At 67.8% G+C, this 13473-nt stretch carries 9 protein-coding genes; 5 read left to right on the top strand and 4 right to left on the bottom strand.

Features of this window, described 5'->3' with window-relative positions:
• Positions 1-94: 94 nt before the first annotated feature.
• The 4 genes from VF643_RS10690 to VF643_RS10675 form a co-directional block, all read right to left on the bottom strand.
• Positions 95-1024, bottom strand: a complete 930-nt coding sequence (locus VF643_RS10690; protein WP_331043377.1) for an ABC transporter ATP-binding protein — start codon at positions 1022-1024, stop codon at positions 95-97.
• Positions 1021-1755 carry a DsbA family protein gene (locus VF643_RS10685; protein ID WP_331043376.1) on the bottom strand — a complete coding sequence of 245 codons (735 nt, stop codon included), beginning with the start codon at positions 1753-1755 and terminating at the stop codon, positions 1021-1023. The genes VF643_RS10690 and VF643_RS10685 overlap by 4 nt, the downstream gene beginning before the upstream one ends.
• Positions 1752-3104 carry a M48 family metalloprotease gene (locus VF643_RS10680; RefSeq protein WP_331043375.1) on the bottom strand — a complete coding sequence of 451 codons (1353 nt, stop codon included), beginning with the start codon at positions 3102-3104 and terminating at the stop codon, positions 1752-1754. Before VF643_RS10680 ends, VF643_RS10685 begins: the two co-directional genes overlap by 4 nt.
• An 88-nt stretch (positions 3105-3192) precedes the next feature.
• Entirely contained in the window at positions 3193-6000 is a 2808-nt protein-coding gene (locus VF643_RS10675) for a ribonuclease E/G (RefSeq protein ID WP_331043374.1), read from the bottom strand.
• A gap of 357 nt (positions 6001-6357) precedes the next feature.
• Between VF643_RS10675 and VF643_RS10670 the strand changes: the two genes are divergently transcribed.
• The 5 genes from VF643_RS10670 to thyA all read left to right on the top strand — a co-directional run bounded on the left by VF643_RS10670 (position 6358) and on the right by thyA (position 12877).
• The gene (locus VF643_RS10670; RefSeq protein ID WP_414713843.1) at positions 6358-7410 is read left to right on the top strand and encodes an N-acetylmuramoyl-L-alanine amidase family protein; all 1053 of its coding nucleotides are present in this window, start codon (positions 6358-6360) and stop codon (positions 7408-7410) included.
• A gap of 82 nt (positions 7411-7492) precedes the next feature.
• Positions 7493-10003, top strand: a complete 2511-nt coding sequence (locus VF643_RS10665) for a penicillin-binding protein 1A (protein WP_331043372.1) — start codon at positions 7493-7495, stop codon at positions 10001-10003.
• A 56-nt stretch (positions 10004-10059) separates the two neighbouring features.
• Entirely contained in the window at positions 10060-11187 is a 1128-nt protein-coding gene (prfB, locus tag VF643_RS10660; protein ID WP_331043371.1) for a peptide chain release factor 2, read from the top strand.
• A gap of 92 nt (positions 11188-11279) precedes the next feature.
• Positions 11280-11990, top strand: a complete 711-nt coding sequence (locus VF643_RS10655) for a class I SAM-dependent methyltransferase (RefSeq protein WP_414713842.1) — start codon at positions 11280-11282, stop codon at positions 11988-11990.
• Positions 11987-12877 carry a thymidylate synthase gene (thyA, locus tag VF643_RS10650; RefSeq protein WP_331043369.1) on the top strand — a complete coding sequence of 297 codons (891 nt, stop codon included), beginning with the start codon at positions 11987-11989 and terminating at the stop codon, positions 12875-12877. Before VF643_RS10655 ends, thyA begins: the two co-directional genes overlap by 4 nt.
• Positions 12878-13473: the final 596 nt, after the last annotated feature.

Below are 13473 nucleotides of genomic sequence, written 5' to 3'. Positions count from 1 at the left end.
CCAGGCGATGCCTCGTGCGGCCTTGCCCCTCGACCACCGCCTGCGGCGGCGGTCCCCCTCCCCAAGCGAAGCTTGGGGAGGATCAGAGAGTGGCTCACGCCCTGGCCTCCACCAGGTCGACGAAGATATCCTCCAGGCTGGACTTGCGCGTCTCCAGATCCTTGAAGGCGATGCCGGCGGCGTCGAGCGCGCGCAGCAGGGCGGGTACGCCATTGTCGTCGGCCTTCGCATCGAAGACGTAGCGCAACGTGTGACCCTCGTCCTCCAGCGTCACACTCCATTGCGCCAGCGCGGCCGGGATCGCCGCAAGCGGGGCGGCCAGTGCCAGCTTCAGCTCGCGCTTACCCAGCTTCTGCATCAGCGCCGCCTTGTCCTCGACCAGCAGCAGCTTGCCGCGCGCGATCACGCCGACGCGGTCGGCCATCTCCTCGGCTTCGTCGATATAATGGGTGGTCAGGATGATCGTCGTGCCGTTCGCGCGCAGGCGGTGGACCAGTTTCCACATGTCGCGACGCAGCCCGACGTCCACGCCCGCGGTCGGCTCGTCGAGGAAGAGCAGGTCGGGTTCGTGCGCCAGCGCCTTGGCGATCAGCACGCGGCGCTTCATGCCGCCCGACAATTCCATGATCTTCGCATGGCGCTTGTCCCACAACGACAGGTCGCGCAGCACCTGTTCGATATAGGCGCTGTGCCCCGAGCGGCCGAACAGCCGCCGGCTGAACGTCACCGTCGCCAGCACGCTTTCGAACGCGTCGGTCGACAGTTCCTGCGGCACCAGCCCGATCTTGCGGCGCGCGTGCTTATAGTCGCGCTGGGCATCGTGGCCGTCGACGGTGATCGTGCCCGACGATGGCGTGACGATGCCGCAGACGATGCTGATGAGCGTCGTCTTGCCCGCACCGTTCGGCCCGAGCAGCGCGAAGATCTCGCCGCGGCGGATTGCCAGATCGACCGGTTCGAGCGCCACGGTGCCGTCGGCATAGGTCTTGGAGACTCCGGCGACGTCCAGGATCGTGTCGCTCACGTCCGCGGTTTGCCTCGCGCGGCGGCAATCGCGGCTTCGATGTCCTCGATCGGCAGCGCACCGGCCAGCATTCGGTCGCCGACGATCCAACTCGGCGTACCCGTCATGCCCAGCTGGCCTGCGGCTTTGAGGTTGCGCGCGATTTCCGCATCGGCGCGTGCCCGGAAGGCATCCCCCTGGCTCGGATCGACCCCGGCGCGCGCGGCGGCGCGTGCGATCGTCGCGTCGCTCACCGGGCCGCCGGCATAGAGTGCGTCGTGGAAGGCAGCGAACTTGCCCTGGCTCGCGGCCAGCAGCGAGGCGCGGGCCGCCGCCCGGCTCGATTCCGCCAGGATCGGCAATTCGCGATAGACGATCCGCAAGCGCGGATCGCGCTGTACCAACTGTTTGAGCAGCGGCAGGCTGGCCCGGCAATAGCCGCAATTATAGTCGTAAAATTCGACCAGCGTGACGTCGCCGCGCGGGTTTCCGGTCCACGCGCTGCCGAACGGGCGGGTGAGGTCGCCGCCGACGGCGGCGACGGCCCGGGCACTTTCGCGGGCCTGCAACCGCTGCATCGCCTCCGGGATGATCTCCGGATGGGCGAGGACATAGTCGCGCACCACCCGTTCGACCCGCGCTGTATCCGCCGCGCCCAGCGCGCCCGGCGCCGCACGATCATAGGCGACGACCGCCACCGCACCCAGCGCGGCGCCGCCCAGCGCGACCAGGGGCATCAGCCAGCGTATCATCGGCGTTTGTACTTCTTGGGATTGTCCTGGATGTCGTTGCGTGCGGTCATCGCGATGTCCTGCGCACGGATCCAGTCGGCGGTGTTGGGCGGGATGTTGGCCAGCGCATAGGCCGCGCTCTGCGCTGCGGTGCGGCTGTCCCCGGTCATGCTCGCGCGCTCGGCCGTCGCCAGTGCGGCACGCGGCGAGTCGCCGCTCGCCTCATAGACGGTGCCCAGTTGCGCCCAGGCGGTTGGGTTCTGATCGTCGCGTGCGGTTGCCACGCGCAGGATCTTGATCGCTTCGGGATAATTCGCCTTGTCCTCGGTTGCGATCAGCGCGTGGCCGAAGGTGGTGGCGATCAGCGGGTTCTGACCCGATCCCTCGGTCGCGCGGCGCAGCGGCGCCAGCGCATCGCGCGGGCGTCCCGCCTCGAGCAGGATCTGCCCCTCGATCTCCAGAAAATAGGGGTTATCCGGCTCGGCCTTCACCAGCGCGCGCGCCTCGGCATCGGCTTTGTCGGGGTAGCCCGCCTTGTGATAGGCATAAGCGCGTGCATAGTGCGCGTAGATTGACTGATCGCGCTCGGGATAATCCTGCAACGTCCTGTCGGGCGTCTGGACAAAACCCTTCAGCTTGGCCTTCACCCGGCGGAAGCGTTCCTCCAGCGCCGGGTCGGGTGGCCGGCTCCACGGGGCGGCCGAGGTCAGCGTCTCGGTCAGGTTGGCGATCCGCTCGCCCGACACCGGGTGATCGAGCATGAAGCCGACCTTGCGCGTGATGCCGTAGCGATATTCGAGCTGCTGCATCTTCTTGAAGAAGCTCAGATACCCTTTGCCGGTGATGCCTGCGCCGGTGAGATAATTCGCGCCCGCGGCATCGGCGGAGGATTCCTGGGTGCGCGAGAACGCGAGATACGACCCTTGCGCCGCCTGCTGCCCCGCCGCCATGATCCCGGCGCCCGCCTCGCCGCCGCCCAGCGCCATCGCGCCCAGGCCCAGCACCATCGACAGCACGGTGATCGCCAGCGGCGCCTTCATCATGCGATCGCCCAGCGGCACGTGGCCCCCGGTGATATGACCGATTTCGTGCGCGAACACGCCCTGAACCTCGTTCAGCGTGTCCGCGGCCTGGATCGTGCCCGAGTGGATATAGACCGTCTGCCCGCCCGCGACGAACGCGTTGACCGAGTCGTCGTTGACCAGCACCACCTGGACGTTGCGCGGCGACAGTCCCGCTGCGGTGACGACCGGGGCTGCCATATCGGCGAACATCGCCTCGGTCTCTGCATCGCGCAGCACCGATTGCGCGACGGCGGGCTGCGCCCAGAGCAGGGCCGTGCAGGTCAGGGCGGCAAGGATGCGCGTCATGCCAGCCATATCGGCCCTGCCCGAGGATTTCACAACAGCGCGCGGGATACGCGGCGCCGTGCGGGAAGCCCCGCACGGCGCGCAACGATCAGGCGCCGAAGGTCCGCTGCCACCAGCCGCGGCGGGGCGAACCCGCCTCGTCGTCCGATTCCGCCTCGCCGCTTTCCGTCGCGGAAGCATCGGACCCGGTGGCGGCCGCAGGGGCCGGCGCATCGTCGTCCGCGTCGGTGCCGGTGGCGAGCACAAGCGGCGACACGATCGGCCCGGCGTCACCCGCATCGGCGACCGCCGTGACCGCATCCGCCGCCACCGGCTTGCGCCGCGAGCGGCGGCGGGGCTTGGCCGCCTCTTCCTCGGGAGCCGGCGCGGTTTCGGCAGCCGGTGTTTCGGCGTCCACGGCCGTTGCCTCGGTTACCGTCGCTTCGACAGCCGCGGGCTTGCGGCGCGAACGCCGTGGCTTGGGGGCCTCCTCGGCGGGTGCGTCCGCCGGGGCTTCCGCAACGTCGGGAGCTTGCTCGACGGGTGCGGAAGCGGCACGGGCACGCGGGCGTCGCCGCGTCTTGGGTGCTTCCTCCGCCTCGGGCGCATCGGCTACGGGCGCGTCACCGACGATCGGCAGTTCCGGCTCGCTCTCTGGCTCTTCCGAAGTCGCCGCCACAGCCCCCGCATCGGCCACGGCCTCTTCGCCAGCCTCCGAAGCAGACTCCGTGGCCGCCTCTGCGGCGTCGCGACGACCGCCACGGCGGCCCCGGCGTCCGCGACGGCGGCGTGCGCCTTCGCCGGTTTCCGCCGGTTGCTCGCCCGCGTTATCGCCCGGCTCCTCGACGCCCTCGGCCTCGATCGCCTCGCCGCTTTCCTCGCCGGCGTCCCCGATGCTTTCAGGCGCCTCTGCGTCCTCATCGACGCCCGCGTCGCTGGAGACTTCGCCCGCGTCGCCTTCCTCGCGGCGGCGGCCACGGCCGCGGCGGCGACGGCGGCGCTTGCGTCCGCTCTCGTCGCCCGCATCGCCTGCGTCGTCGCGCGGGGCACGCGGCGCACGTTCCTCGACGACCTCGTCCTCGGCGTCTTCTACGAAGTCCTCTTCCTCCTCGATCTCCTCGGGGATGTCGTCCTCGATCTCCTCGATCACCGCGGGTTCGAAACGCGGGGCATAGGCCGGCGGCGGGCCGCTCGCCTCCACCGACATGCGTGCGCCCTCCTGCTCGCCGTCGGGCAGCACTTCGACATGGACGCCGTAGCGATCCTCGATCTCGGCGATGTCCGCCCGCTTGCGATTGAGGACATAGACCGCCGCCTCGACGCTGGCGCGCAACGTCAGCAGCGAGCCGCGCCCACGTGCCGCTTCGTCCTCGATCAGCCGCAGCGCCGAGAGGCCCGCCGACGAGGCGGTGCGCACCAGCCCGGTGCCCTCGCAATGCGGGCACTGGCGGGTCGATGCCTCAAGCACGCCGGTGCGCAGCCGCTGACGGCTCATCTCCATCAGCCCAAACGACGAAATTCGCCCGACCTGGATGCGCGCGCGATCGTTCTTCAGCGCCTCCTTCATCGCCTTTTCGACTTTGCGGACGTTGGAATTGTTGTCCATGTCGATGAAGTCGATGACGACCAGCCCGGCCATGTCGCGCAGCCGCAACTGGCGCGCGATCTCGGCGGTTGCCTCCAGATTGGTCGCCGTCGCGGTCTGCTCGATATTGTGTTCGCGGGTGGAGCGCCCGGAGTTGATGTCGATCGACACCAGGGCCTCGGTCGGGTTGATGACCAGATAGCCGCCCGATTTCAGCTGGACGACGGGATTATACATCGCCGCGAGCTGATCCTCCACATGCGCACGCTGGAACAGCGGGACAGCGTCGGAATAATGCTTCACCTTGCGCGCGTGGCTCGGCATGAGCAGCTTCATGAACTCGCGCGCCTGGCGATAGCCGTCCTCGCCCTCGACGACGACTTCCTCGATGTCCTTGTTATAGATGTCGCGGATCGCGCGTTTGATGAGGTCGCTGTCGCCATAGACCAATGCGGGCGCGGCCGACTTCAGCGTCTCCTCGCGGATACCGTCCCAAAGGCGCGCCAAATAGTCGAAGTCGCGCTTGATCTCGACCTTGGTGCGCTGCAATCCTGCGGTGCGGACGATGCAGCCCATCGACGGCGGCAGCGACAGATCGGCCATGATCGACTTCAGCCGCTTGCGATCGCCCGCGTTGCTGATCTTGCGGCTGATCCCGCCGCCGTGCGACGTGTTGGGCATCAGCACGCAATAGCGGCCCGCGAGGCTGAGGTAGGTGGTCAGCGCCGCGCCCTTGTTGCCGCGCTCCTCCTTGACGACCTGGACCAGCAGCACCTGGCGGCGGCGGATCACGTCCTGGATCTTGTAGCGGCGGCGAAGGTTCATGCGGCGGGTGCGCAGCGCCTCCACCTGATCGTCGTTGACTGCGGTCTTGGGTGCAGGAAGGGCATCGCCTTCCCCGCCTACGTCGTCCTGCTCGTCGCCATGATCGTCCTCGGCATGGTCGCCGTCGTCGTGCTCATCCTCGGCATCGTAGCGATCTTCGTCGCCGTGGTCGTCCTCATCGGCGTCCTGGCGGGCGCGCAATTCGGCTTCCTCGGCGGCGTGCTCAGCCTCCTCGCGCAGCAACGCCTCGCGATCCTCCTTGGGGATCTGGTAATAATCCGGGTGGATTTCGCTGAATGCCAGGAAGCCGTGGCGATTGCCGCCGTAATCGACGAACGCGGCCTGTAGCGACGGTTCGACGCGGGTTACCTTGGCGAGGTAGATATTGCCCTTGAGCTGCTTGCGCTCGGCGGATTCGAAGTCGAATTCCTCGATCCTGTTACCTTGTACGACGGCGATCCGGGTCTCTTCCCGGTGGCGTGCGTCGATCAGCATACGCGTGGTCATTGGTGGTTCTCCGCGCGCGCAGCCTGCCGACGGGTGATCCCCAAAGGGTGTCCTCCAGCGGCCGCGCGCGATGATGGGATGCGCGTCGGCCCGAACCGGCGGCGCAATGGGTTTGTCGAATTGCGTCTGCTCGTAGCGCATGCCGGGGCGAAAGCCGGGGCACCCCAAGACCCGCGACGACGACGGCTCGGGCCGGTCGGTCTTGCGGGCGGGGGATAGGCGTCATGCGAGCGTCAACCTGGGTAAACGGCCGCGCCCGGGATGGGGCCGGCCGATGGCCCGTTGCGTCGGATTTCGCCCGACGCACGGATGCTTCCGCGATGCTAGCAGGCATGTTCCTCACCCGCAACCGCGACGATGGCGTGTTTCCGGCGCAGCGGGACTCGCGATTTCGGCGGGTTCGGGGCGCGGCGCGAACGGCTTTTCGCTGGACGGTGGGGTGCCCCGCGCGGCATGAACGATAAGGTGTTCGCGCTGATCGCCCTGATGCTCGGCTTCCTGCAAGCGCCCGCGCCGGCGATGGCCGCGCGTGGCGCTGCGCTCCCACCGGTCGCGCCCCGCTTCGCTGCGGCCAGTTTGGTGCCGACGCTCGACTTCTGGCCTTTCCGCGGCGGCGACAGACGGACGGCCAAGCCGTACAAGCTGTCGATCGCCGTTCCGCCCCCGGCGCGCGCGCAGCCGCTGCCACGCGTGCAGGGCGACGCATCGCGGCCGCTGGTCGTCATCGACGCAGGGCACGGTGGCATCGACCCTGGTGCCGGCAATGCAGAACTCGGGCTGCGCGAGAAGGACGTGACGCTCAAGGTGGCGCAGGCGATCCGCGACGCACTGCTCGCCTCGGGCCGGGTGCGCGTGGCGCTGACGCGGGACGACGATCGCTACCTGGTGCTGCGCGAACGCTATGGCATCGCGCGGCGGCTGAAGGCCGATCTCTTCATCTCCATCCACTGCGACAGCGTTGGTGCGGGTGCGGGAGGAGCAGGTGCGACGGGCGCATCGGCCTACACGCTCTCCGAGGTCGCGTCGGACAAGGAAGCCGCCCGATTGGCCGCACGCGAGAACAAGGCCGATGCGATCTCCGGCCTGCACCCGAGCGAGGCGGGCGCCGACATATCCTCCATCCTGATCGACCTGACCCAGCGCGAGACGATGAACGCTTCCGCCGGCTTCGCCCGCCTGCTCGGCCGCGAGGCGCGACCGCTGATGCCGCTCAAGCCCAATTTCCACCGCATGGCGTCGTTGATGGTCTTGAAGGCACCAGACCTTCCCTCGATCCTCTTCGAGACGGGCTATCTCTCCAATCCCCAGGACGCCGCCTTCCTCGACAGCCGCGAAGGGCGTCATGCAATCGCCGAGAGCGTCAAGCGCGCGGTCGAGGTTCATTTCGCGCGGGCGCTGGCCGCACGGTGACCGGCATGTGGAGCGCGATAACGGCGGGCTGATGCGAAGCGGTGGCATGCTGCCGCCAACATGTTAAGGGCCAGCATAGTATATGGCGTCCACACCTCCCCAAGACACGCGCTTCACGTTGCATCGCCCTCCTGCTCCCGGCTGGGTGGGGTGGCTCGTGCGCGCGTGGCGGCGCCGCCTGGTCAAGGTGCTGGCCGCGCTGGCCGGGCTGTTCCTGCTCGCAGTCGGCGTGTTCTGGCTGGCGTTCATGCGCGACCTGCCCTCGGTCGATACCCTGCGCGCCTATGAGCCGCCGCTGCCCACCAATGTCCGCGGCATCGACGGGGTGCCGGTGCAAGCCTACGCGCGCGAACGACGCGTCGAACTGAGCTATGCCGAATATCCCGCGATGCTCGTGCGCGCCTTCCTGGCCGCCGAGGACAAGACCTTCTTCGCGCATCACGGCGTCGACTACCCCGGCATCGCGCGCGCGGTGCTGACCAATATGCAGAGCGACCGGCGCCCGGTCGGCGCATCGACGATCACGCAGCAGGTCGCCAAGAACCTGCTGCTGACCAGCGAGGTGAGCTATGCCCGCAAGGTCAAGGAAGCGATCCTGGCCTACAAGATCGAGAATGCCCTGACCAAGCCGCAGATCCTCGAACTCTACCTCAATCAGATCGCGCTCGGCCGCAACGCCTTTGGGGTCGAGGCCGCGGCGCACGCTTATTTCGACAAGGAACTGGACGAGCTTACCCTGGCGCAGATGGCGTATCTGGCGATCCTACCCAAGGGACCGGCCAATTACGATCCCGTCCGCTTCCCCGACCGCGCCACGACGCGGCGCGATTACGTGCTGGGCGAGATGCTGCGCAACGGCTTCATCACCGCCGGGCAGCACGACGCGGCGGTCGCCGAGCCGCTGGGCACGATCCTGCGGCGCACGCCCAAATACGAGAGCGTCGGCGGCTATTTCGTCGAGGAGGTCCGCCGCCAGCTGATCGCCAAATATGGCGAGACGGCGCGCGACGGGCCGTACAGCGTCTATTCGGGGGGGCTGTGGGTGCGTACCTCGCTCGATACCCGGCTACAGAACCTGGCGGCCGAGGCGCTGCGCGATGGCCTGATCCGCTACGATGCAGGGCGCGGCTGGTCCGGGCCGATCCGCGAGGTGGAGATCGAGGACGGCAATTGGTTGCAGCCCTTCCTCAACCGCAACATCGGGCTGGATTACAAGGACTGGCGCGCGGCGATCGTCGTCGCGCGCGCGGGCGACGCCTGGACGATCGGCTTTACCGACGGCCGCACCGCCACCCTGCCGCGCTGGGGCGCGCAGATGCCAGTGCGTGGGGTAGGCGGCACCGCCTTTGCCGCCTTGAAGCCCGGCGACATCATCGCGGTCGCGCCGGCGGGGACCGACTATGCGCTGCGCTCCGTACCGCGCATTTCCGGCGGTTTCGTGGTCGAGGAGCCCGCGAGCGGACGCATCCTGGCGATGCAGGGCGGCTTCGACACGCGGCTGCAATCCTTCAACCGGGCGACCCAGGCGCAGCGCCAGCCGGGATCGACGATCAAGCCGCTGGTCTATGCCGCCGCGCTGGAAAACGGCATGACCCCCGCGTCGATCATCGTCGACGGGCCGTTCTGCGTCTATCAGGGCGCGCGGCTGGGCAACAAATGCTTCCGCAATTTCGACAACATGCGCAGCGCCGGCCCGCATACGATGCGCTGGGGGATCGAACAGTCGCGCAACCTGATGACGGTGCGCGCCGCCGCGCAGACCGGCATGCCCAAGGTCGTGGACGTGCTCAAGCGGACGGGCATCGGCACTTATGAGCCGTATCTGTCCTACGCGCTGGGTGCGGGCGAGACGACCGTCGACAAGATGGTCAACGCCTATGCCACGCTGGCCAACCAGGGACGCGGCAACGCGCCGACCGTCATCGACTTCGTCCAGGACCGCCACGGCAAGGTCATCCTGCCGGAGAATTGGCGCCCCTGCGACGGGTGCAACGCCTCCGACTGGAACGGGCGCGCGATGCCGCGGCCCGGCGTGCGCCAGCGCCAGGTGATCGACGCGCTGACCGCCTATCAGATGGTCCACATCACCGAGGGCGTAATCCAGCGCGGCACCGCGACCGTGCTGCGCGATCTGGATCGGCCGATGTTCGGCAAGACCGGCACGACCAGCGGCCCGCGCGACGTGTGGTTCATCGGCGGCACGCCGCAGTTCATCGGCGGGCTCTACATCGGTTACGATACGCCGCGGAACCTGGGCGGCTATGCGCAGGGCGGCACGCTGGCCGCGCCCATTTTCAAGCAATTCGCGATCCGGGCCTATGAGGGGATGGAGAAGCTGCCGTTCCGCGCGCCGCCGGGCATCCGCATGGTCCGCATCGATCGCAGCAGCGGCCGCCCGGTCTATGGCACCTTTCCCACCGACAGCCATCCCAAGCCGGCGGTGATCTGGGAAGCCTTCAAGCCGGAAAGCGAACCGCGCCGCCGCGCGCGCCGCGCCGCCGGCCCTGCGCCCGCCGCAACCGCTACAGCCGCGCCCCGCGCCCAGGCACCGCGCGAAAGCGATTTCTTGCAAAGGGAAGGCGGAATCTACTAGCCGCTTGCCCGACAACGCGCGCGCCATGAAGGTCGCGCGCCCATTGGAGAGAGTTCATGCGCGCCGAAGCGCAGGCCCATGTCGATACGATCAACGAGGCGCTGGCGCTGCTCCGCCGCTTCCTCGATTGGGAGCGCGCGCTACGTCGTCTGGACGAGCTCAACGCGCGCGTCGAGGATCAGGCCCTGTGGTCCGATCCCCGCGCCGCGCAGGAGGTTATGCGCGAACGCCGCCGCCTGGACGAGGCGATCGGCGCGACGCGTGCGATCCAGTCCGAACTGGACGATACCGTCGAGCTGATCGAGATGGCAGAGGCCGAGGGCGATACGGAGATGGAGGCCGACGGCGTCTCCAGCCTGGCCGAACTCGCGCGCCGCGCCACCCGCGACAAGGTCAAGGCGCTGCTGGCGGGCGAAGCCGACGGCAACGACACCTATATCGAGGTCAACGCCGGCGCCGGCGGCACCGAGAGCCAGGATTGGGCGGGGATGCTGGCGCGCATGTATTCGCGCTGGGGCGAGCGACAGGGCCTCAAGGTCGAACTGATCGACCAGCATTCGGGCGAACAGGCGGGGATCAAGTCCGCGACGCTGCTGCTCAAGGGCGAGAACGCTTACGGCTATGCCAAGACCGAAAGCGGCGTCCACCGGCTGGTGCGGATCAGCCCGTATGATTCCGCCGCGCGCCGCCACACGTCGTTCGCCAGCGTCTGGGTATACCCGGTCGTCGACGACAATATCGAAGTCGATTACAACGAGAGCGACCTGCGCATCGACACCTATCGCGCGTCGGGCGCGGGCGGGCAGCACATCAACACCACCGATTCGGCGGTGCGCATCACCCATATCCCGACCGGCATCGTCGTCCAGTGCCAGAACCAGCGATCGCAGCACAAGAACAAGGCCGAGGCCTATAACCAGCTGCGTGCGCGCCTCTACGAGCGTGAACTCGCGATCCGTGAAGCGGCGGCCAATGCGGAGAATGCCGGCAAGACCGATATCGGCTGGGGCCACCAGATCCGCAGCTACGTCCTGCAACCCTATCAGATGGTCAAGGATCTGCGCACCGGCGTCACCTCGACCAGTCCGTCGGACGTGCTCGATGGCGACCTCGACGACTTCATGGCCGCCGCGCTGTCGCAGCGGGTGACCGGCGAAGTCGCGCAGGTCGAGGACGTCGACTGACGATGCGTTGTCACCCTCACCCTTCCGCGCCTTCGCCGCTCCCTCCCTCTCCCGGCGGGAGAGGGAGGCGAGGGCGACTGAGAGGGGTGAGGGTGAGCGGATTGCTGTTATCGGCCCTCCTCGCTGTCGCCTGCGACGGGTCGAAGCCGTTGCTCAAGCAGCCGGAGCCGCGTGCGCCGGTGTTCCCGGTCGCCGATCGTCCGGTCGCCAGCATCGTCTCGTCGCGCTGGTCTACCGAGGAGGCGCGCGACCGCGTGCGTGAGGCCGAACGCGTGATGGACGGCGCCGACATCCGCCCCGGCATGACGGTGGCCGACATCGGTGCGGGCGAGGGCTATTACACCATCCGCCTGGCCAGCCGAGTGGGGCCGCAGGGGCGCGTGCTGGCCGAGGACATCGTCGCCGAAGTCCGCGATGCGCTCGCCGAACGCGTGGCGCGCGAGCGGCTGGGCACGGTCAGCGTGAAACTGGGCGAGCCGGACGATCCCAAGCTGCCCGCCGCCAGCTTCGACCGGGTGCTGATGGTGCACATGTACCATGAGATCGCGCAGCCCTATGCCTTCCTCTGGCGGCTGCGGCCGGCGCTGAAGCCCGACGGGCTGGTCGTCGTCGTCGATGCCGATCGCCCGACGCAGAACCATGGCACGCCACCGGCGCTGCTGAAATGCGAATTCGCGGCGGTCGGCTATAGCCAGGTCGCGCGGCGCGAGATGCCGGGTGCGGGCGCCTATCTCGCGACCTTCCGTGCCACCGGCGCCCGCCCCGAACCGAAGGCGATTCGCGCCTGCCGGAGCAACGGATGACCGCCGACGCCCAGTATTTCGAGATTCTGCGCCGCATCCTCGACACCGGCGACGCGCGCGACGACCGGACGGGTGTGGGCACGCTGTCGGTCTTCGGGGTCACCGCGCGTTTCGACCTCAGCCAAGGTCATGTTCCCCTGCTCACCACGAAGCGGGTGTCGTGGAAGACCGCTGTCAAGGAGATGCTGTGGTTCCTGACCGGGCGCACCAATATCCGCGAGCTGCTGGAGCAGAACGTGCGCATCTGGACCGACTGGCCGCTGGCCCGCTATCGGCGCGAGACCGGCAACGCGATCGACCAGCGCGCGTTCGAGGCGCGTATCCTGGACGATGCGACGTTCGCCGAGACCTGGGGCGATCTCGGCCCGGTTTACGGCAAGCAATGGCGGCGCTGGCGGGGCGCGGACGGGCGCGAGCACGACCAGATCGCGACCGTCATCGACCAGCTGCGCACCAATCCGTCGAGCCGCCGCATCCTCTTCCACGGCTGGAACGTCCCCGAACTCGGCGACATGGCGCTGCCGCCGTGCCACATGGTCTATCAATATCATGTCACCAGCGAAGGGCGGCTCAATTCGCTCCTCTTCCAGCGCAGTTGCGACGCGATGCTGGGCCTGCCGTTCAACTGGATCGGCGCGACCGCGCTCCAGCTGATGCTGGCGCAACAGGCGGGCCTCACCCCCGGCGACCTCGTCTGGATGGGGGGCGACGTGCATCTGTATCGCAATCACCTCGACCAGGCGCGCGAACAGCTGGCCCGCGAACCGCGCCCCGCGCCGCGGATGACGTTGCAGCCCGCAGAAAGCATCGACGCGTATCGGATCGAGGACTTTGCGGTCGAGGGCTATGATCCGCATCCGGCGATCAAGGCGGAGGTGGCGGTTTGAGCGGAGGGCGTCACCCCACACTTGTGGAACGGTTCTTGTCAGGCAGGGCACGCCGGCGTGGCGTGCCAGAACCGTTCGGTTTTGACACTGGTATAAATAGGCAACTTGCGCCCATTTTGCCGTCACGCTGAGCAGTGTCATAGTGCTCCGATGGATAGCGCTATCGAACAAGCCGTGGATGGGCTCGACACTCGGAGCAGCCTCGATGGTGAGAATGTTTGGTTATCAATACGGGCTCACGGCTCTGCGCTCATGCCATATTTTAGGCGGGCCTACCCCCGCTTCAGAACGTCTGATGGTCGAATAGCATTGATATTCTACGCGACAAAATATGCCCGCGTGAGTGACGACGCCTTTGAGCTCGGTCGCGCTGCTCTTAATGATCGGTCCAAGCTTGCGCGGGTCAGAGCCTGCGGGTTGCTCGCATACTCGTTGCGCGCTGACGCGATTCCTTGTCTAGAGCGGGATGACATTGCTCTGAATCGATTGAGGATTCCGTTGGGGCGAGAAGTCTGATTCAAGATGCAGGCTGGGCGAGGAGGCCAGCCTTGATGGCGAAGCCCTATTCGATGGACTTGCGCGAGCGGGTGGTTGCC

This window comes from Sphingomonas sp. (genome assembly GCF_036387595.1).
Taxonomy (GTDB): domain Bacteria; phylum Pseudomonadota; class Alphaproteobacteria; order Sphingomonadales; family Sphingomonadaceae; genus Sphingomonas.
This window is presented reverse-complemented; position numbering and strand designations above follow the sequence as displayed.

Excerpts from the sequence above, each read along its gene's own strand:
- VF643_RS10685 (WP_331043376.1), bottom strand. The coding sequence starts at position 1,755 with ATGATACGCTGGCTGATGCCCCTGGTCGCGCTGGGCGGCGCCGCGCTG.
- VF643_RS10680 (WP_331043375.1), bottom strand. The coding sequence starts at position 3,104 with ATGACGCGCATCCTTGCCGCCCTGACCTGCACGGCCCTGCTCTGGGCG.
- VF643_RS10675 (WP_331043374.1), bottom strand. The coding sequence starts at position 6,000 with ATGACCACGCGTATGCTGATCGACGCACGCCACCGGGAAGAGACCCGG.
- VF643_RS10670 (WP_414713843.1), top strand. The coding sequence starts at position 6,358 with ATGGCGTGTTTCCGGCGCAGCGGGACTCGCGATTTCGGCGGGTTCGGG.
- VF643_RS10665 (WP_331043372.1), top strand. The coding sequence starts at position 7,493 with ATGGCGTCCACACCTCCCCAAGACACGCGCTTCACGTTGCATCGCCCT.
- prfB (WP_331043371.1), top strand. The coding sequence starts at position 10,060 with ATGCGCGCCGAAGCGCAGGCCCATGTCGATACGATCAACGAGGCGCTG.
- thyA (WP_331043369.1), top strand. The coding sequence starts at position 11,987 with ATGACCGCCGACGCCCAGTATTTCGAGATTCTGCGCCGCATCCTCGAC.